The organism is Rhodococcus sp. HM1 (assembly GCF_023218075.1).
Taxonomy (GTDB): Bacteria; Actinomycetota; Actinomycetes; order Mycobacteriales; family Mycobacteriaceae; genus Rhodococcus.
This window is the reverse complement of record NZ_JALPTB010000030.1, coordinates 1-19,450: the sequence shown is the minus strand read 5'-3', so window position 1 is coordinate 19,450 and position 19,450 is coordinate 1. Positions and strand designations below refer to the sequence as shown.

Sequence of the window (19,450 nt, the reverse complement as noted above, 5' to 3'; positions counted from 1 at the left end):
GGATTCCGGTCGGGGGGTATCGGTTTCGGAGGCTCGCCGGGCAATTCGATTGCAGTTCGGTTACGTCGCCGTCGTTGTCGCCCGTTCACCGCGTCCGGTCCGTGTCGCCGTGCTATCGGTTCGGCCGCGGCGGGGCCAGTGCCAGGATGGTCGCGTCGACGATGGTCTCCGCGTACGCCTCGTCCTCGGCTGCGGTGGCCGGGGTCCCGAGGGCGAACAGCACGTGACTGAGCACCGCCCCGGTGACCATCTCGAGCAGCAGGGTCACGGACGTGTCGGCGCGCAGTTCACCGCGGGCGACCGCGCGGTGCACGATGGTGCGCGCCGCGAGCACCCGGCTGCGGTTGAGCGTGTCGGTGAGCCGGGCGAGCAGCTCCGGATGGGCGCGCGCGTCGAGCGCGACACGCAGGCTCACCAGCCCGGAGGTGGTGCGGTAACCGCGGAGCAGCTGACCGGCGAGCTCGACCAGGTCCGCGCGCAGGCTGCCGGTGTCGATCGGGTCCGGCAGCGGGCTGCGGGCCTCGAGGGCCTGCACGAGCAGATCGTCCTTCGAATCCCATCGCCGGTACAGGGCGGCGCGGCCGACGCGGGCCCGGCGGCCCACGGCGTCGAGGGTGAAGCCGCGCCAGCTCGTCTCGGAGTAGACCTCGAGCACGGCGTCGAACACGCGGTCCTCGAGGTCGGCGTCGCGCGGCCGGCCACGGCGTCGGGGTGATGCTTCGGTCACACCGGCAGTGTGCCAGACCTCGGAATTATTTACAGACTGGATCAGTCCGTATTACTCTTCGGTCAGTTCAACACCGCGTCTTCCCTAAGGACAGTGATGGCAGACCCCACCCGTGTACCGGTCGTGATCGGTGTCGGCGACCTCCGATCCGGTCGTGCCGGCTCCCCCGCCGACCCCCGCGAACCGCTCGACCTGATCCACGAGGCCACCACCGCGGCCCTCGCCGACACCGGCGTCGCCGACTCCGCGGCCCTCGCCGCCCGGGTCGACACGATCCGCGCCGTCAAGACCGCGAGCTGGGCGTACGACGACCTGCCGGGCCTGCTCGCCGACCGCCTGGGAGCAAACCCCGACCGCACCTCGACCACGCCGATCGGTGGGCACTGGCCCGCGGCGCTGCTCGACCGGATCGCCCACGACATCGCCGCAGGCACGAGCTCGATCGCGCTGCTCGTCGGCGGTGAAGCGCAGGCGTCGGTCACCGGTGCGGCCAAGTCCGGCACCGACCCCGCCGCACTCGGCTGGACCACCGCGCCCGGCGGCCCGCCCGCGTTCGACCCGGACGACCTGGGCAGCCTCGCCATGCAGCGCGCCGCGATGATCGCCCCGACCCGGGTCTATCCCCTGTTCGAGAACCGGCTCAGCTTCGAGGCCGGGCACGGGCACGACGAATCCGTCGCCTGGTCCGCCCGGCTGTACGCGGCGTTCTCCGAGATCGCCGCCACCAACCCGGCCGCGTGGAACCCGGACCTGCGCACCGCCGAGGACATCGCCACCCCCGGTCCCCGCAACCGGATGGTGACCGATCCGTACCCGCTGCTGATGAACGCGATGCCGTTCGTCGACCAGGCCGCCGCGGTCGTGGTCACGTCCCTCGCCGCCGCCCGTGACCTCGGCATCGACGAGGACAGGATCGTGTACGTGTGGGGCGGCGCCGGCGCCACCGAACCCGCCGACGTGCTCGCCCGCGCCGAGTTCGGCCGCTCGGCCGCGCTCGCCGACGCCCTGGCCCGCACCCTGTCCCGCGCCGACATCAAGGCCCGCGACCTCGACATCGTCGACGCCTACAGCTGCTTCCCTGTGGTACCGAAGCTGCTCGTCGAACACCTCGGGCTGCCGCGCGAGACCGTGCCCAGCGTCACCGGCGGGCACTCGTTCTTCGGCGGACCGCTCAACAGCTACACGCTGCACTCGATCGTCGCGGTCGCGCGACGGCTGCGCACCGACGGCGAGCTCGCCCTCGTGCACGGCAACGGCGGTTACCTGACGTACCAGCACACCGTCATCCTCGCCGCGGCGCCGCACACCGACGGCTACATCGGCGATCCGGAACCGGTACTGCTGCCGGCGACCGCACCCGAAGCCGCCCGCGACTACGAGGGTGAGGTCGAAGTCGTCACCGCCACAGCCGAATACGGACGTGACGGCAATCCGGCCACCGGCTTCCTCATCGGCCTCACCCCCGACGGCCGCCGCGTCGCCGGGCACACCGACGCCGCGGGCGCCGCGATCCTCGCGACCGGCCCCGCACTCATCGGGCAGACCCTCCGCGTCGCCGACGCCGGCGGCGCGCTCACCATCACTCTCGTCGATCAACCCTCCGAGGAGTCCGCATCGTGACCGAACCGGTCGTTCTCGTCGAGCAGCGGGACCACACCCTGCTCGTCACCATCAACCGTCCCCGCGCCGCCAACAGCATCAACGCGGAGGTGCACCAGGGCCTCGGCGAGGCGTGGGAGCGCGCCGACGAAGACAACAGCGTGCGGGTGGTCGTGCTCACCGGTGCCGGCGACAGCGTGTTCTGCGGCGGCGCCGACCTCAAGGCCCTCGGCACCTCCGGACCCGACGGCGTCACCCCGCCCGAGACCGCGCACTGGGGCTTCGCCGGTGTGGTCAAGCACCACATCCGCAAGCCGGTGATCGCCGCGGTGAACGGCACCGCGCTCGGTGGCGGCACCGAACTCGCGCTGGCGAGCGATCTCGTCGTCGCCGCGGACAGCGCCGAATTCGGTCTGCCCGAGGTGCATCGCGGGCTCATCGCCGGTGCCGGCGGCGTGTTCCGCATCGGCCAGGCCATCCCGCGCGCGGTCGCGATGGAGCTGATCCTCACGGGCAAGCCGATGTCCGCGCAGGACGCGCTGCGGTGGGGCCTCGTCAACCGCGTGGTGCCGCAGACGGACGTGCTGTCCACCGCCCTGGCGCTCGCCGAGGACGTCGCGGCCGGCGCTCCCCTGGCCGTGCAGGCCAGCAAGACCGTCGCCCGCGGCATCGTCGACGGCAACATCGCCGCCGAGGATCAGTCCTGGGAACTCACCGACAAAGCGCTCGCGCGTCTCACCACCAGCGCCGACACCCTCGAAGGCGTCATGGCCTTCATGCAGAAGCGCGCACCCGTCTGGAAGGGCGAATAACCGTGACCACCACCGAAATCCTGCGCTGGGACACCGACGAGCGGAAGGCGCTGCGGCAGCTCGCCGCCGACTTCACGCGCAAGGAGATCGTCCCCCACATCGACACCTGGGAACGTGAGGGCGCGATTCCGCGGGAGCTGCACCGCAAGGCCGCCGACGCGGGCCTGCTGGGCGCGTCCGTCGCCGAGGAGCACGGCGGCTCCGGCGGCAACCCGCTCGACATGCTCGCGATCCTCGAGGAGATCATCCTCGCGGGCGGCTCGTCCGGATTGATCTCGGCCCTGTTCAGCCACGGCATCGCGACTCCGCACATCGTCGCGTCGGGCAACACCGATCTCATCGACCGGTTCGCCCGTCCCGCGCTCGAGGGCCGGCTCATCGGATCGCTCGCGATCACCGAGCCCAGCGGCGGCTCCGACGTGGCGAACATCCGCACCACCGCGCGCCGCGACGGCGACGAGTACGTGATCAACGGCTCGAAGCTGTACATCACCTCCGGTACCCGCGCCGACTTCGTCACCACCGCGGTGCGCACCGGCGACGCCGGTGCCGGCGGTATTTCGCTGATCGTCGTGCCCACGGACACACCGGGATTCACGGTGTCCCGCAAGCTCGACAAGATGGGCTGGCTGTGCTCGGACACCGCCGAGCTGTTCTACGACGACGTGCGCGTGCCCGTGGAAAACCTTGTCGGCGTCGAGAACTCGGCGTTCGGCCAGATCGCGCAGCAGTTCCAGGGTGAGCGGCTGTCGCTCGCGTTCCAGGCGGTCGCGACCGCTCAGCGCTGCTTCGACCTGACGGTCGAGTGGGTCAAGTCCCGCGAGACGATGGGCCGCCCGCTGTCCAAGCGTCAGGTGGTGCGTCACCGCCTGGCCGACCTGGCCACCGAAATCACTGCGGCGCATACGTTCTGCCGTTCCGTCGCGGAGCGCTGGGTCAACGGCGAGGGCATGCTGCTCGAAACGTCGATGGCGAAGAACAACGCAGTGAAGGTCTGCGACAAGGCCGTGATGGAGGCCGTTCAGCTCGCCGGCGGTATCGGTCTGATGCGCGAGAGCGAGGTCGAGCGGCACTTCCGCGACGCCCGCGTCCTCGGTATCGGTGGCGGCACCACCGAGATCATGAACGAGATCATCAGCAAGCTGCTGGGGCTGTAAGCAGTCGGGCGCCGGTGCGTCCTTCGGGCCGATGGGGGCTCGAAGGACGCACTCGGCGTTTCAGCGCACTTTTTCGAGCGCGACGACGGCGACGACGGCGATCACCACGTGCATAAGGGTGAGCGTCACGGTGCTGGCCGTGTCGAAGTCCGCCGAGAGCGTGCCCGCGATCGTGGCGAGCGGCAGCAACGCGCCCACCACCTGGGCGATCCGCAGGAATCCTCGCCACCACAGACCGAGCAGGACCGCGACCGTGAGTCCGATGCCCAGGGGCACCACGGTCATGAGTACGACGCCGCCGGGTGCGGCACTGACGGTCGCGCCGGCGTCGGTGTGCTCGAACGAACCACCCGCAGCCAGGCCGATCAGCCACAGGACGAGGTTGAGCACGAGCGCTCCCGCGACCGCGGCGACCACGACGACAGGCCGCCCGGTCGTCCACGATCGGCGCAGAACTGTTGAGGAACTGGATGTTTCGGTTGTGGACATCGATCCTCCTGATGAGTGTTGTCTGCTGACACGACTCATCGTGCGACCTCGAGTCGACTCGAGGTCAAGAGGCGGCTGCGCCGCCCGTGTGCCTTTGTGGCGGCTCCCACCGCCACAAAGGCACACCGGGGCGTCAGCCCAGCTCTTCGGCGAGCTCCATCCACTGCTCCTCGGCGGCTTCCTTCTCCGCGACCACCTGGCGCAGTTCGGCGTCGAGCTTCTGGAGGCGATCGGGATCGGTTGCCGCCTCGGCGAGCTGGTGGTGCAGCTTCTCCTCGCGTTCGGCGAACTTCGCGACCGCCCGTTCCAGCCGGGCGAGTTCCTTGCGGGCCGCGCGCTCGGCGGCGCCGTCGCGCTTGGGAGCCGTCGTCGCACCCGCCGTGCCGGACTGCTTGACCGTCGACGCGACGGACGGCGCGCCGCCGGTGCCGAGTTCCGCACGCCGGCGCAGGTATTCGTCGATGCCGCCGGGCAGGTTGGTGAGCTTGCCGTCGCCGAACAGCGCCCACGTCGAATCACAGATGCGTTCGATCAGGTACCGGTCGTGACTGATGACGACCAGCGTCCCGGCCCAGCCGTCGAGCAGATCCTCGAGCTGCTGCAGGGTGTCGATGTCGAGGTCGTTGGTGGGCTCGTCGAGCAGCAGCACATTCGGCTCCGCCATGAGAACCCGGGTCAGCTGCAGGCGGCGACGCTCACCACCGGACAGATCGCCGACGGGGGTGCGCTGCTTGGCGGGCGTGAAGCCGAGCCGCTCCGCGAGCTGGCCGGCGGAGATCTCCTTGTCGCCCAGGGTGATTCGCTCGGCCACGTCCTTGACCGCCTCGAGCACGCGCATGTCGGCGGGCAGGTCGTCGAGTTCCTGCCGCAGCCAGCCGATCTCGACGGTCTGACCCTGTACCCGGCGACCCGACGCCGGTTCGAGTTCCCCGGCGAGGGTGCGCAGCAGGGTCGTCTTGCCGGAGCCGTTGACCCCGACCAGACCGATCCGCTCCCCCGGCCCGAGACGCCACGTCAGGTCGCGCACCAGCTCGCGCCCGTCGGGGGTGGTCAGAGTCGCGTCCTCGAGTTCGATCACGATGCGGCCGAGCCGGCGCTTGGCGAACGACGCCAGCGCCACCGAGTCGCGCGGCGGCGGCACGTTCGCGATCAGCGCCTCGGCGGCCTCGATCCGGTACTTCGGCTTGGAGGTGCGCGCCGGGGCACCGCGGCGCAGCCACGCCAGTTCCTTGCGGGCGAGGTTGCGGCGCCGCTCCTCCATGGCGTCGGCCTGGCGGGCCCGTTCGGCCCGCGCGAAGATCCAGTCGTTGTAGCCGCCGTCGTAGCTTTCGACCTTGCCGCCGACGACCTCCCACGTGCGGGTCGCGACGGTGTCGAGGAACCAGCGGTCGTGGGTGACCACGACGAGTGCGCTGCGCCGCGACAGCAGATGCTCGGCCAGCCACTGCACTCCCTCGACGTCGAGGTGGTTGGTCGGCTCGTCGAGCACCAGCAGGTCGAGCTCCTGCACGAGCGCGGCGGCGAGCGCGACCCGGCGGCGTTCACCGCCGGACAGCCCGTCGACGACCGCGTCGAGCCCGAGATTGTCGATGCCGATGCCCGCGAGCACCGAGCGGATGCGGGCATCGCCCGCCCATTCGTGTTCGGCGACGCCGAGCGGCCCGAGCACCACCTCGCCGACGGTGGAACCGGCCGGCAGCACGCCACGCTGGGTGACCACGGCCATGCGCAGGCCGCCGACGCGGCTGACGCGCCCGGAGTCCGGTTCCTCGAGCCCGGCCAGCACCTCGAGCATCGTCGTCTTGCCGCCGCCGTTGAGGCCGACGACACCGATGCGCTCGCCTTCCTCCACGCCGAGGGACACCGAGTCCAGCAACGGCTTGATGCCGAAGGACTTCGAGACCTGTTCGAGATTGATCAGATTCGCCACGCGGAGCAGTGCCTTCCGGTTTTCGGGGTTCGAGAGGGTCAGGGGGTGGAGGTGCCGACGACGCGGGCGCCGTGCACCGGACCGGACGCGACGCGCACCGTGCGGCACACGCCCGCACCGGCGAGCTCGGCGCTCACGGTGACCGCGGCGCGCTCGTCGGCGCACAGGAACGCGCAGGTCGGGCCGGAGCCGGACACGATTCCGGCCAGTGCGCCGGCCTCGACACCGGCACGCAGGGTGCGACGCAGCGCCGGGTTCAGCGACAGTGCCGCCGCCTGCAGGTCGTTGCCGAGCAGCGGGGCGAGCACGTGCGGATCGCCGCCGGCGAGCGCATGCAGCAGCTCGTCGGTGCCGCCGACGCGGCGCGGGTCTCCCTCGGCGCGGAGCCGGTCGAGTTCGCGGAACACCACCGGCGTGGACAGTCCCTCCTTGGCGAGCGCGAGGACCCAGTGGAAGGTGTGCCGGGACAGTACGGGCACGAGGTGCTCGCCGCGTCCGGTGCCGATGGCGATGCCGCCGTGCAGGCAGAACGGCACGTCGCTGCCGAGTTCGGCGGCGAGTGCGTGGAGTTCCTCCCGCCCGAGCCCCAGGCTCCACAGCGCGTCGAGCGCCACGAGCGTGGCGGCGGCGTCGGCACTGCCGCCGGCCATGCCGCCCGCGACGGGAATGCCCTTGTCGATCGTGATCGCGACCTCGGGCCGGCGGCCGGCCCGCGCGGCGACGAGTTCAGCGGCCCGCCACGCCAGGTTGGTGGAGTCGGCGGGCACCAGCGCGGCGTCGGCGCCGCGCACCCGCACGCCGAGACCGTCGGCCGGCACCACCGAGACCTCGTCGCTCAGCGACAGGGCCATGAACACGGTGCGCAGCTCGTGATAGCCGTCCTCGCGCAGGTCACCGACCGCAAGATGCAGGTTGACCTTGGACGGGGCCCGCACCGTGACGGGCGACGGAACGACGGAAAGCACGAGAACAGAGCTTACCCGGACGGTGCCGACCCCAAGCTCCGGCAGCCGTCGCCGATCAGGACCGAACTCGTCCGCAATCCGTGGGATCGTCGTCGCATGCGCGAAACCTCCGCCCGCCTGCTGCGGCTGCTGGCCCTGCTGCAGACCCGCCGGGACTGGTCCGGCGCCGAACTCGCCGAGCGGTTGTCGATCACCACCCGGACGGTCCGGCGCGATGTCGACAAGCTGCGGGACCTCGGGTATCCGGTGGACGCGACCGTCGGGGTCGGCGGCGGCTACCGGCTCGGGGCGGGCGCCGAGATGCCGCCGCTGCTGCTCGACGACGAGGAGGTCGTCGCCGTCGCGTTCGCGCTGCAGGCCGGTGCGAACGACTCGGTCACCGGGATCGGTGAGGCCGCGACCCGGGCCCTGGCCAAGCTGCGGCAGGTGATGCCGTCGCGGTTGCGGCACCGGCTCGAGGCGCTGGAGGTGGATGTGGTGGACCGGCGGCCGGCGGCGTCGGCGGTGGACGCGGCGCTGCTGAGCACGGTCGCTGCGGTGTGTCACACCCACGAGCGGCTGCGCTTCGACTATCGCACGCACGACGGGGAATCCGCGCGGCGCGAGGTCGAGCCGTATCGCCTGGTGCGGTCGCGGTTGCGGTGGTACCTGGTCGCCTGGGACGTCGACAGGGAGGACTGGCGCACGTTCCGCGTCGACCGGATGGATCCGAAGATCCCCACGGGTCCGCGGTTCACGCCCCGGGAGCTGCCGCCGGGCGGTGCGGCCGAGTTCGTGGCGCGCGGGATCCGGCGCGGCGCCGCACAGGTGCAGGCCCGGGTGCTGCTGCACGCGCCCTTCGACGAGATCGCGCCGAAGGTCGACGACGACTGGGGCAGTGTCGAACTCGTCGACGACAGCAGTTGCGCGGTGGTACTCGAGGGCCGGTCGCTCGAGTCGATCGCGGGCTGGCTGCACGCGTTCGACGTCGATTTCACGGTGCTGGATCCGCCCGAACTGCGCGACGCGTGTCGGGACCTGGCCGAGCGGCACACGCTGCTCGCCGCCCGGTACGGGCGCGCCTGACGCGAAAAGCGGGACACCGCAACGGTTTGCAGCACGAAACCCCGGAACTCGTTGTGAGTTCCGGGGTTTCGTGGAGGTATCGGGTATCAGCCGATGACGGTGACGCCGGTGGCCTGCGGGCCCTTCTGGCCCTGGCCGATCTCGAAGCTCACGCGCTGGTTCTCCTCGAGGGTGCGGAAGCCGCGGCCCTGGATCTCGGAGAAGTGCACGAAGACGTCAGCCGAACCGTCGGCCGGAGCGATGAAGCCGAAGCCCTTTTCGCCGTTGAACCACTTCACGGTACCTTCAGCCATGTTGTTTCCTAACTGCTGTGGGGTGGCGGTCGCCTCCCCGTCGTCGGACGGCTGAACACCGTCCGGGTCTGTCACTCGACGGCTGAAACGATTTCCGTGGTGGCTATCGCATCCGCTCGCAACCAGAAATGTGCGAGGGTTAACCACAAACACACTACCTAACGACCGTGGACAAGTAGATCACACACTTCGCGAGTCCGCAACTGTTGAGCGAATCGCCTTGGCAGGCAACGGCGCCGGCGGTCACTCGACGTTTGCGAGCCGCACGAACGCTGCGGCATCGAGCTTTTCACCACGCATCGACGGGTCGATACCCGCCGCGACCAGGCGTCGTTCCGCTTCGGCCGGCGAACCCGCCCAGCCGCTCAGCGCCGCGCGCAGCGTCTTGCGGCGTTGCGCGAACGCGGCATCCACGACCGCGAAGACACGGCGGCGGAACTCCGCATCCATGGGCCACGGCGGTTCGGTGTAGCGATCGACGCGCACGAGACCGGATTCGACCTGCGGCACGGGCCAGAACACCGCGCGCCCGACCGCACCCGCGCGACGCACCTCCCCGAAGAAGCAGGCCTTCACGCTGGGCACCCCGTACACCTTGCTGCCCGGCTGCGCGGCGAGCCGGTCGGCGACCTCGGACTGGACCATCACCAACGCGGTGCGCAGCGAGGGGAACTCGGCGAACAGGTGCAGCAGCACCGGCACCGCGACGTTGTAGGGCAGGTTCGCGACGAGCGCGGTCGGGGTGACCGGCAACTCGTCCGGCATCACCTTCATCGCGTCCTGCAGCACGACGTCGAGGTTTCCGGCGAGCTCGGGTGCTCGCTGCCCGACGGTTTCGGGCAGCCGCGCGGCGAGCTTCGGATCGATCTCGACCGCGACCACCCGGTCCACGACGTCGAGCAGAGCGAGGGTCAGCGATCCGAGACCGGGGCCGACCTCGAGCACCACGTCGTCGCGGCCCACGCCGGCGACCGACACGATGCGGCGCACGGTGTTGGCGTCGTGCACGAAGTTCTGGCCGAGTTGCTTGGTCGGGCGAACGCCGAACTCCTCGGCGAGCGTCCGGACCTCGGCAGGTCCGAGCAGTGCCGCCTGGCCGCGGGGAGAGTCGTCTGACACGTCCTGAACCTAGCGCACACCCAGGCTGCCGGAGCACGACGGCCACGCACCCCAGCCCTGCGCCTGCTGGGTGAGGCCGGCGATCGCGATCTGCTCCTCGCGGGTCGCGAGGTCGGGGCGCGGTGCGTAACGGAGCCCGCCCTGCCGTTCCCAGGTGCTCAGGTCGAACTGCACGCCGCCGTAGTAGCCGTTGCCGGTGTTGATCGCCCAGTTGCCGCCGGCCTCGCACTCGGCCAGCGCGTCCCAGATGTCGCCGTCCTCGACGGGCGGGACCTCGGTGCCCGGTTTGGCGCCGACCCGCACGATCGACGGCCGAGCCTCGGTGACGACGACCGTGCCGGTGGCTTCGCGGCCGGTCTCGACCCCGTCGACGGTGCTGACGGCGAACGTCACTTCCTGCACTCCGGGGGTGCCCGGGTCCTCGACGACGGTGCGGCTCATGTTCATCGTCTCGTCCTCGATGCGCCGGACGGGTGGTTCGAGCGGCAGCGTCTCGGTGACTTCGCGGACCCGCTTGCGGGTGACGCCGATTTCGAGACCGTCCGTGAGCGGGGTGTCGGCCGGCGGGTTCACCTCGTCGGCCTGCTCGAGCGGGACGCCGTGCGCGGCGAGGAATTCACCGACCGTGGGGGCGGCGAGCCGGACCGGGACGGAGGGGGCACTGCCGTCGGCGAGCCGCACGTTGCGCGGGGTCACGACGTCCAGGTCGAGGCCTTCGATCGGCAGCCGGTGCGAGCGCGACGCCGACACGTACACGTCCGAGGCCAGATCGAGCTGGGCGAGCGCTTCCTCGACCGTCAGCGCGGTGGTCCAGATGCTGCGCTCGGTGCCGTCGATGGTCAGCTGGACCTCGCGGGCCCGGCGCAGCACCACGGTGTCGCCGTCGGAGACGGACGCGTCGGCATCCGGTGCCACGACGTCGTGCTGTACGATGCCGTATCCGGCATCGGACAGCACGCCGCGCACGTCGGTGCGCATGGTGGCGAGTGCGACGAGCTCGCCGTCGACGTTCACCGTGATCGTCTTGTGCCGCGCCACCGCGGTCGCTGCCCCGGCGATCAACGTCAGCAACAGGGCTCCCACCACCGCATACAGCAGCGTGGACCGGGAACTGTTGATCTTCGACAGCGCAGACACAAGTTCCAGTTCTTACCTCAGGCCGAGCTTGCTGGTGCATGCAGGCCAGGCACCCCAGCCCTGTGCCGCCTGCACCTTCTCGGCGACCGCGATCTGCTGCTCGCGGGTGGCCAGATCGGCGCGCGGGGCGTACTGAGTGCCACCGAAGGCGGCCCACGTCTGCTGGGTGAACTGCAGGCCGCCGTAGAAGCCGTTGCCGGTGTTGATGGCCCAGTTGCCGGTGGCCTCGCACTGTGCGATCGAATCCCAGGTGGATGCGCGACCGGAGGCGGGCACGGCGGGCTTCGGCTTGGTTCCGACGCGGACGGTCGTGGCGACGGGCTCGGTGATCACGGTCGATGCCTTCTCGGTGCGGCCGACCTCGACGCCGTTGACGGTGTGCACGTCGAAGGTGACGGAGCGCTCACCCGGGACACCCGGGTTGTCGACGGCGGTCTCACCCTCGGTCATGTTCGGGTCGTCGACGCGGTGCTCGGCCGGCGGGACGGGCAGGTTCTCGACGCGGGACTCGATGCGGTCGCGGGTGACGACGATGTTCAGGCCCTCGGTGAGCGGAGCGTCGGCGGCGGGCGTCACGGAGTCGCCCTGCTCGAGCTTCGTGCCGTTGGCGGCGAGGAACTCACCGACCGTGGGGGCGGCGATCCGGACCGGGACCGCGGGCGCGGCGCCGTCGGTGAACTGGACGTTGCGCGGGTTCACGACGTCCAGGTCGATGCCTTCGAGCGGCAGGCGGTGCGACCGCGAGGCCGAGACGTGGACGTCGGAGGAGAGCTGGAACTGGGCCAGCGCCTCGTCGACGGTGAGCGCGGTGGTCCACACCGAGCGCTGCTCGCCGTCGACGGTCAGGTTGACCTCGCGGGCGCGGCGCAGGACGACGGTGTCGCCGTCGGAGACGGTCGCGTCGGCGGCCGGAGCGACGACGTCGTGCTCGCCGATTTCGTATCCGGCGTCGGCCAGGATGTCGCTCACGGTGGAGCTCATGGTGCCGAAGGCACGCTGCTCACCGTCGACGTCGAGGGTCAGTTCCTTGTGCTTGACGAGGGCGAAGATTCCGCCGGTGATGAGCGTCACGAAAAGGGCCGCGACGACCGAGTACAGCACGGGGGATTTGGCTCGATTGAGCTTGGCAAAAGGTGACACAACAATTCCAAACGGACGACAACTGTGATCACAGCACGGTAACGAACCGGCTTTGATACGGCAACTGCACCCGTCTGAACTGCGGATTCAATTGTAAATGCTTGGTGACATTTCGTGATTTTCGATCACTTCGCCGAGACCGGGGAAAGTGGTACGGACGTGCGATTCTCACCCCGAATTACGAGCATGTGATTCCGGACGAAACGCCGTTCGAAAGGATGGTCGAAAGAAGGCGGAAATTCACGGCCCGACCCGGCCGTTCGCACACACGAGAACCCGGCCGCGCGGTGTGCCTTTCCGGCGGTTCCAGCCGCCACAAAGGCACACGGGCGGCGCCAGCCGCAGATTACGCGCGCGCCATGAAGGGCACCTTCGGCGCGATGAAGCGGTCGAGGCTGTACGCCCCCGCCCCGACCGCGGCGAGCAGCAGCGACCCGAGGCCGAGCGCGCCGACGAGTTCCCACCCGCCGTCGTTGACGTAGACGCCGTTACCCATGTGGACGAACAGGTAGGCGCCGAGCATGTCCAGGAACAACAACACCCCGAACACGGGGACGAGCAGACCCAGGATCAGGGAGACGCCGCCGAGGATCTCCACCCACGTGGCGATGAACGCGCTGACCGGCGGCGCGGGGACCTCCATGCTCTCGAAGCCGGCCTTGGTGCCGGAGTAGCCGTTGACGATGAGCTTCTGCAACCCGTGCACCAGGAAGATGACGCCGATACCCAGTCGAGCCAGCAGAATCGCGATGTCGCGGAAGAACGTGCTGTTCATGGGGAACCTCTCATCGACGAAACGGAAGGTTCACGCACATCGGTGATGCACGTCACACTCAATGTATCGCACCGCGGGAAATTGGTTGACTGCGCAACGATATGGTTTACGCTCAGGTAGTTGAACACGCAACGAACTGTGAGGAGCGAATCGTGAGCACCACCACCGACCGGGAACCCGACCGGTTCGAAGCCCAGCGCGAACGTCTCCGCACGCAGTACCTGCTGCCCGCCGACCGGCGGCCCGCCTCCACCGCCCGCGGGCTCCACCACACCGCGCTGCTCAGCAGCGACGTGGAGACGACGATCCGCTTCTACCAGGACCTCCTCGGATTCCCACTCACCGAACTGATCGAGAACCGCGACTACCCGGGCTCGACGCACTTCTTCTTCGACATCGGCAACGGAAACCTGCTGGCATTCTTCGACTTCCCCGGGCTCGACGTCGGCCCCTACCGGGAGGTCCTGGGCGGACTGCACCACATCGCGATCAGCGTCGCCCCCGACCACTGGGAACGGTTGCGGTCGGCACTCGCCGACGCCGGTGTCGCCACCGAGGAACACAGCGGGACGTCGCTGTACTTCCGCGACCCCGACGGCGCCCGCGTCGAACTCATCGCCGATCCGCTCGGCGAGATGTACGGGAACCAGGTGCTCTGACGGTCAGACCGGCCGCACGCCCTCGAACGCCTCGCCGAGCACCCGGCGCACCCCGACCCGCGTGATCTCCCGCGGGTTCGGGTACCTCCGCTCCGTCGCCAGGTGCGCGGCCTCGTCGAGGTCGCCCTCGCGCATCCCCAACTCGGCGAGGGTGGTCGGCCCACCCGCGGCGGCGACCAGGTCGAACACGCCCGCGGGCGCGGACTCGGTGCCGAGCACGTCCGCGATACGGGCCATCACGCCGGGCACCGCCTCCGCGTTGTACGCCATGACGTGCGGCAACATCACCGCGTGCGTCGCCGCGTGCGGCAGTTCGAACGAGCCGCCGAGCACGTGGCACAGCTTGTGGTGCAGGCCCATGCCGACGGCACCGAGGCACGTTCCCGCCAGCCACGCCGCGAGCAGCAACTCCGATCTGCCTCCGTGGTCGACGGCGTCGGCGCCGATCGCCGGCAGTCCCCGGCCGATCGCGGCGATGGCCTGCAGCGCCAGCGCATCGACGATCGGATTGGCCTGCTCGGCGTACAGGGCCTCGACGGCATGCGCCATCGCGTTCAACGCGCTGTTCACGGCCATGGGTACCGGCATCGACAGCGTGAACTCGACGTCGTAGATCACCGTCTCCGGCAGGATCTCCGGCGAGGATCGCGTCGTCTTGACCCCGTCCGCGGTCTCCCCCAGCACCGGGGTCACCTCGGACCCGGCGTAGGTCGTCGGCACGATCACCTGGTCGATCCCGGTGCGCACGGCCAGCGCCTTCGCCAGACCGGTCGTCGAACCACCGCCGACCGCGACGACCGCGTCGACGTCGTGCTCCTTGACGACCTGCAGCACCCGTTCCGTGACGGCGACCGGGGTGTGCATGACGGCACCGTCGAACCGGGCGACCCGCAGGCTGCCCAGGACGTCCTCGACGAAACCCGCCTGCTTGCGCACGTGATCGCCGCCGAGCAGCAACACTCGCGAGCGGCCGAGCTTCTCGACCTCGTCGGCCACGCGCGCGGCCGTTCCCGCTCCGAACACCACCCGGGCCGGCTGTGCCGTGTAGACGAAGTTGTACATGCCTCCGATTGTTGCGGTTCCGGCGCGCGTACCCGGGCGGTTCGGGATCAGATCGCCGGGAAGCCGTAGACCCGTTCGGCGTTCGCGGTGGTCGCGGCCGCAAGTTCGAGCGGATCCTCCCCGCGCACCTCGGCGAGCGCCCGCAGCGTGTACGGCAGGCAGTACGACTCGTTGGGGGCGCCCCGGAACGGATGCGGGGTCAGGAACGGCGCGTCCGTCTCCACCAGCACCTGCTCGCGCGGCACCAGCGGCGCCGCTTCGCGCAGCGCCTTCGCGTTCCTGAAGCTGACGGTCCCGGAGAAGCTCAGCACGTAGCCGGCGTCGACGCAGGCCCGCGCCATGTCCGCGTCCGACGAGAAGCAGTGGAAGATCACTGTCTCGGGAGCGCCTTCGTCGTGCAGGACCCGCAGCAGCTCGGCGTCCGCGTCGCGGTTGTGGATCATCAGCGTCTTGCCGAGGCGCTTGGCGAGGTCGATGTGCCAGCGGAAACCGTCCTCCTGCTCGACGGGGTCGGCACAGCCGTCGAGTTTGCCCGGCCAGTACAGGTCCAGGCCGGTCTCCCCCACCGCGACGCACCGCGGGTCCGCGGCGAGGCGTTCGACCTCCGCGCGGGTCTGCTCGTCGAGGACGTTCGCGCGGGTCGGGTGGATCGCGACGGCCGCGTAAACACGGTCGTCCCAGTGCGCCGCCTGCACCGCGAACCGTGCCGCGTCGAGATCGTCGGCGACCGTGACGACCCGGCCCACACCGACCGCGGCGGCCCGATCGACGATCGCCGCAACCGATTCGGGATCCTCCGCGCCGCACGCGTCGAGATGCGTGTGGGCGTCGACGAGGGGTGCGAGGGGTTCGGGGGGCTCGGGCGCGGGACGGGCTTTGCTCACGGGTTATACAGTAGGGCCACCATGACTGCGCCCATTTCCGCCCGCCCGCCGTTCTATCTGACCACCGCGATCGCCTACCCGAACGGTGCCCCGCACATCGGGCACGCCTACGAGTACATCTCGTCGGACGCGATCGCACGGTTCAAGCGTCTCGACGGCTTCGACGTGTTCTTCATGACCGGCACCGACGAGCACGGCCTCAAGATGCAGCAGACGGCCGTCAAGGAAGGGCTGCCGGTCGAGGAGCTCGCCGCGCGCAACTCGAGCGTGTTCGAGGCCATGGACAAGGCCCTGAACATCTCGTACGACCGGTTCATCCGCACCACCGACGCGGACCACATCGAGGCCAGCAAAGCCATCTGGCAGCGCATGGTCGATTCCGGCGACATCTACCTCGACACCTACTCGGGCTGGTACTCGGTGCGCGACGAGGCGTTCTACGCCGAGGCCGAGACGACGCTGCAGGAGGACGGCTCCCGGATCTCCACCGAGACGGGGACCCCGGTGGAGTGGACCGAGGAGTCCACCTACTTCTTCCGGTTGTCCGCCTACCAGGACAAGCTGCTCGCGCTGTACGAGGAGCAGCCGGACTTCATCGCCCCCGCGACCCGCCGCAACGAGATCGTCAGCTTCGTCTCCGGTGGCCTGAAGGACCTGTCGATCTCGCGCACCACGTTCGACTGGGGTGTTCCGGTGCCGGAGCATCCCGACCACGTGATGTACGTGTGGGTGGACGCGCTCACGAACTACCTCACCGGTGTCGGATTCCCGGACACCGAGTCCGACGCGTTCCGGAAGTTCTGGCCCGCGAACCTGCACATCATCGGCAAGGACATCACCCGTTTCCACACGGTGTACTGGCCGGCGTTCCTGATGTCGGCGGGCATCGAACTGCCCCGGCGGGTGTTCGTGCACGGCTTCCTCTTCAACAAGGGCGAGAAGATGTCGAAGTCGGTGGGCAACGTCGTCAACCCGCTCGAGATGGTCGAGAAGTACGGTCTGGACCAGCTGCGGTTCTTCCTGCTGCGCGAGATCTCCTACGGCCAGGACGGCAGCTACAGCCACGAGGCGATCGCCACCCGGATCAACGCGGATCTGGCGAACGAACTGGGCAACCTGGCGCAGCGGTCGCTGACGATGGTCGCGAAGAATCTCGACGGGCTCGCGCCGACGCCGGGCGAGTTCACCGAGGACGACCTGGCGCTGCTGGCGCAGGCCGACAGCCTGCTCGAGAAGGTGCGCGCCGAGTTCGACGTGCAGGCCCTGCACCTGGCGCTCGAGGCGATCTGGCACGTGCTCGGCGAGACGAACCGGTACTTCTCCGCGCAGGAACCGTGGGTGCTGCGCAAGACCGATCCGGCGCGCATGGCCACGGTCCTGTACGTGACGCTCGAGGTCGTGCGCATCGTCGGCATCCTCGTCCAGCCGGTGATGCCGGATTCGGGGACCAAGATCCTCGACCTGCTCGGCCAGGACACGGATGCCCGCACGTTCGCGGACCTCGCGACGCGTCTGGTGCCGGGCACCGCGCTGCCGGCACCGTCGCCGGTGTTCCCGCGGTTCGTCGACGACGCCGAATAGTCGGCATCCCGGGTTCGTGTCGGTGCCTTCCGTCACACTGCCCACATGGGGAGCACTAGAACATACATTCGAGAAGAAGACCTCGGCGCCCAGGCGCTGCTCGACGAGCTGACCTGGGCGTACGAGCGGGGATGGCAACCCGCGGACGTGCTGCACGTGACGGCGCGTTCCGGCGACCTCTCGGACGTGCCGCTCGGCGCGGCCGCGGTGCTGTTCGACGCGCACCGCAGCCGCGCCGAGGACCGGGCCCCGGAAGGCTGGCTCCGGCAGATCCGCACCGTCGCGGACCACCATCCGCACCTCGCCGCACTCGCGACGCGGATCCCGCCCGGCGATCGGGGTCCGCTGTTCGGCGCCGCCCTGCAGCGCGCGTTGCCGGACGTCACGCGGTTCCAGGTGACCGGCCTCGCGTTCACCTGGAAGTACCTGCCGCGCTTCACCGTTCTGGCCCCGCCGCCGTCGCAGTGGCCGCCGCTGCGCACCGCCTCCTCGGCGGATACGGTCCCGGATCCGCGGATCCTCGACCGGATCCGCGGGCTCCTGTCGAAAGCCGAGTCCACCGACTTCCCCGAGGAAGCCGAGGCGCTGACCGCGAAGGCCCAGGAACTCGTGACCCGCTACGCGGTGAGCGCGGCCCTGCTCGCCGGGAAGGACGAGTCGTCCGGCATCCGCGGGATGCGGGTGCACCTGGACAATCCGTACGCCAAGGAGAAGGTGCTGCTGCTCACCGCGATCGGGAGCGCGAACCGGGCGCGCACGGTGTGGTTCGCGAAGGTCGGTATCGCCACGGTCGTCGGCGGTGACGTCGAACTGCGCCAGATCGAGGTGCTGTTCGGGTCGCTGCTCGTGCAGGCGACCCGCGCGATGGCCGCGGCCGGAACCGGCGGCCGGGTCGGCGGCGGGGCCACCGCGTTCCGGCGCGCGTTCCTCGCCGGTTACGCCGGGCGGATCGGGGAACGGTTGCGGGAGGCCGACGCTCGTGCCACGGTCGACGCCGCCGCCGACGCGCACCTGCCGATGACGACGCTCGCGCCGATCCTGGCTCGCCGCTCCGAGGCGGTCGACGAGGAATTCCGCCGCCTGTTCCCCGCGACCCGGTCGTCGCGTGCCCGCACCGTCGACGCCGAGGGCTGGCACGCCGGACGGGAAGCAGCCGAGAACGCCTTCCTCACCTCACCGTCAACGTCCGGCCCGCAGTGACGGGCCGCGAATCACGAGTCGGCGAAGCCGAGTTCGGTCGCCAGGGTCAGGCCCTGCTCGACGGTGTCGACGCTGTACGTCAGGATCAGACCCGTCTTCCGGTCGATCGTTTCGAATCCGGAACTGTACGTGTCGTCCGTGGCGTAGTTGACGATGCGATCACCCGAGGAGTGCACGCGACTGGCGTATCCGGACAGGGTTCGGTCCCGGTACCGGATGAAATTCGAGCGGGCGTACTGGTCGTCGCGCCAGGCGGTGACCCACTGGTCGTCGTCCTCCGCCAACCGCATCGCCTTGCCGACACTCGAATCGGCGATCACCACACACCGCAGCTGCAACGCACCCTCGTAACTGAATCCGGACTTGTCGCACGAGGACGACGAGGTGATCAGCTTGCCGGGCAGCAACGGCAGAACGTCCTCGGACACCTCGCTGATGTATGCCGAGTCCGAGGTCGCAGGGGGTGCGCCGGCCGGGGTGGCGGCCGCGTCGATGGTGGATGCCGCGGCGGTCGCGGGGGTCTCGCCACCGTCGACGGCGAAGTAGACGCCTGCCGCGGCGAGCACCGTGGCGAGCGCAGCCCCGGCGATCACGAACGGTGTGCGCGACCGCCCGGACACCGGAGCCGGTTCCGGTACGGGAACACCGGTGAAACTCGGCGCGGGAATGGGCGTGCGCGGCGGCTGCGCGGGCTCGCGGCGGACAGGCTCGGTCGCGCGCCATGGGGCAGGGTCGGTGGCGCGTCCGCCGGCGACGAACCCGGCCGCGCCCTTGGCGACGACGGTTTTCGGGTCGTCGAGGGTGGCGATCGGGCCGAGTTCGGCCAGGCGCCGGTGCACATACGGGATCCGGGAGG

General features: G+C 70.0%; 18 protein-coding genes and 1 pseudogene. 7 read left to right on the top strand and 12 right to left on the bottom strand.

The window, feature by feature from the left end; translation table 11 throughout:
* Positions 1-112: 112 nt before the first annotated feature.
* On the bottom strand, positions 113-727 hold the full coding sequence (locus M1M07_RS16690) for a TetR/AcrR family transcriptional regulator (protein ID WP_248674929.1): 615 nt from the start codon (positions 725-727) through the stop codon (positions 113-115).
* Between the two features lie 96 nt (positions 728-823).
* Here M1M07_RS16690 and M1M07_RS16685 point away from each other — a divergent pair, with 96 nt between their 5' ends.
* Genes M1M07_RS16685 through M1M07_RS16675 form a run of 3 tightly spaced genes read left to right on the top strand, consistent with a single transcriptional unit; the run spans position 824 to position 4,295 of the window.
* Complete coding sequence (locus tag M1M07_RS16685; protein ID WP_197250954.1) at positions 824-2,347, top strand: acetyl-CoA acetyltransferase; 1,524 nt, start codon at positions 824-826, stop codon at positions 2,345-2,347.
* Complete coding sequence (locus M1M07_RS16680) at positions 2,344-3,138, top strand: enoyl-CoA hydratase-related protein (RefSeq protein ID WP_197250953.1); 795 nt, start codon at positions 2,344-2,346, stop codon at positions 3,136-3,138. Before M1M07_RS16685 ends, M1M07_RS16680 begins: the two co-directional genes overlap by 4 nt.
* Positions 3,139-3,140: 2 nt before the next feature.
* Positions 3,141-4,295, top strand: coding sequence for an acyl-CoA dehydrogenase family protein (locus M1M07_RS16675; RefSeq protein ID WP_248674928.1), 1,155 nt, complete (start codon positions 3,141-3,143; stop codon positions 4,293-4,295).
* Between the two features lie 60 nt (positions 4,296-4,355).
* Here M1M07_RS16675 and M1M07_RS16670 read toward each other — a convergent pair whose 3' ends face one another.
* From M1M07_RS16670 to M1M07_RS16660, 3 genes are all read right to left on the bottom strand, one after another.
* Complete coding sequence (locus M1M07_RS16670) at positions 4,356-4,784, bottom strand: DUF6069 family protein (protein WP_197250952.1); 429 nt, start codon at positions 4,782-4,784, stop codon at positions 4,356-4,358.
* Between the two features lie 133 nt (positions 4,785-4,917).
* Positions 4,918-6,714 carry an ABC-F family ATP-binding cassette domain-containing protein gene (locus M1M07_RS16665; RefSeq protein WP_197250951.1) on the bottom strand — a complete coding sequence of 599 codons (1,797 nt, stop codon included), beginning with the start codon at positions 6,712-6,714 and terminating at the stop codon, positions 4,918-4,920.
* Positions 6,715-6,752: 38 nt separating this feature from the next.
* Positions 6,753-7,679 carry a 4-(cytidine 5'-diphospho)-2-C-methyl-D-erythritol kinase gene (locus M1M07_RS16660; protein ID WP_197250950.1) on the bottom strand — a complete coding sequence of 309 codons (927 nt, stop codon included), beginning with the start codon at positions 7,677-7,679 and terminating at the stop codon, positions 6,753-6,755.
* Between the two features lie 96 nt (positions 7,680-7,775).
* Between M1M07_RS16660 and M1M07_RS16655 the strand changes: the two genes are divergently transcribed.
* Positions 7,776-8,744, top strand: coding sequence for a YafY family protein (locus M1M07_RS16655; RefSeq protein WP_248674927.1), 969 nt, complete (start codon positions 7,776-7,778; stop codon positions 8,742-8,744).
* Between the two features lie 86 nt (positions 8,745-8,830).
* Here M1M07_RS16655 and M1M07_RS16650 read toward each other — a convergent pair whose 3' ends face one another.
* The 5 genes from M1M07_RS16650 to M1M07_RS16630 all read right to left on the bottom strand — a co-directional run bounded on the left by M1M07_RS16650 (position 8,831) and on the right by M1M07_RS16630 (position 13,208).
* Positions 8,831-9,037 (bottom strand): cold-shock protein, encoded by a 207-nt coding sequence (locus M1M07_RS16650; RefSeq protein ID WP_068155724.1) that lies wholly within the window; start codon positions 9,035-9,037, stop codon positions 8,831-8,833.
* A 243-nt stretch (positions 9,038-9,280) separates the two neighbouring features.
* Positions 9,281-10,156: a 16S rRNA (adenine(1518)-N(6)/adenine(1519)-N(6))-dimethyltransferase RsmA gene (gene rsmA, locus M1M07_RS16645; RefSeq protein WP_248674926.1), complete on the bottom strand. Its 876-nt coding sequence runs from the start codon at positions 10,154-10,156 to the stop codon at positions 9,281-9,283.
* A gap of 9 nt (positions 10,157-10,165) precedes the next feature.
* Entirely contained in the window at positions 10,166-11,293 is a 1,128-nt protein-coding gene (locus M1M07_RS16640; RefSeq protein ID WP_248674925.1) for a resuscitation-promoting factor, read from the bottom strand.
* A 12-nt stretch (positions 11,294-11,305) separates the two neighbouring features.
* Positions 11,306-12,433 carry a resuscitation-promoting factor gene (locus M1M07_RS16635; RefSeq protein ID WP_197250947.1) on the bottom strand — a complete coding sequence of 376 codons (1,128 nt, stop codon included), beginning with the start codon at positions 12,431-12,433 and terminating at the stop codon, positions 11,306-11,308.
* Positions 12,434-12,779: 346 nt separating this feature from the next.
* Positions 12,780-13,208, bottom strand: coding sequence for a DoxX family protein (locus M1M07_RS16630; RefSeq protein ID WP_248674924.1), 429 nt, complete (start codon positions 13,206-13,208; stop codon positions 12,780-12,782).
* A gap of 152 nt (positions 13,209-13,360) precedes the next feature.
* Between M1M07_RS16630 and M1M07_RS16625 the strand changes: the two genes are divergently transcribed.
* Positions 13,361-13,867: a VOC family protein gene (locus tag M1M07_RS16625; RefSeq protein ID WP_197250945.1), complete on the top strand. Its 507-nt coding sequence runs from the start codon at positions 13,361-13,363 to the stop codon at positions 13,865-13,867.
* 3 nt (positions 13,868-13,870) lie between these two features.
* Here the strand turns inward: M1M07_RS16625 and M1M07_RS16620 are convergent, their stop codons facing one another.
* Together M1M07_RS16620 and M1M07_RS16615 are read right to left on the bottom strand one after the other, a co-directional pair.
* On the bottom strand, positions 13,871-14,929 hold the full coding sequence (locus tag M1M07_RS16620) for a maleylacetate reductase (RefSeq protein WP_248674923.1): 1,059 nt from the start codon (positions 14,927-14,929) through the stop codon (positions 13,871-13,873).
* Positions 14,930-14,976: 47 nt separating this feature from the next.
* Positions 14,977-15,813, bottom strand: a complete 837-nt coding sequence (locus M1M07_RS16615) for a TatD family hydrolase (RefSeq protein WP_248674922.1) — start codon at positions 15,811-15,813, stop codon at positions 14,977-14,979.
* A gap of 21 nt (positions 15,814-15,834) precedes the next feature.
* Between M1M07_RS16615 and metG the strand changes: the two genes are divergently transcribed.
* Both metG and M1M07_RS16605 read left to right on the top strand, forming a co-directional pair.
* Positions 15,835-17,394 (top strand): methionine--tRNA ligase, encoded by a 1,560-nt coding sequence (gene metG, locus M1M07_RS16610; RefSeq protein ID WP_248674921.1) that lies wholly within the window; start codon positions 15,835-15,837, stop codon positions 17,392-17,394.
* A gap of 45 nt (positions 17,395-17,439) precedes the next feature.
* The gene (locus M1M07_RS16605; protein WP_197250941.1) at positions 17,440-18,594 is read left to right on the top strand and encodes a DUF2786 domain-containing protein; all 1,155 of its coding nucleotides are present in this window, start codon (positions 17,440-17,442) and stop codon (positions 18,592-18,594) included.
* Positions 18,595-18,605: 11 nt separating this feature from the next.
* On the opposite strand, the pseudogene M1M07_RS16600 reads toward M1M07_RS16605, so the two are convergent.
* Positions 18,606-19,450: pseudogene (locus M1M07_RS16600) on the bottom strand (Hsp70 family protein); the annotation flags it as partial.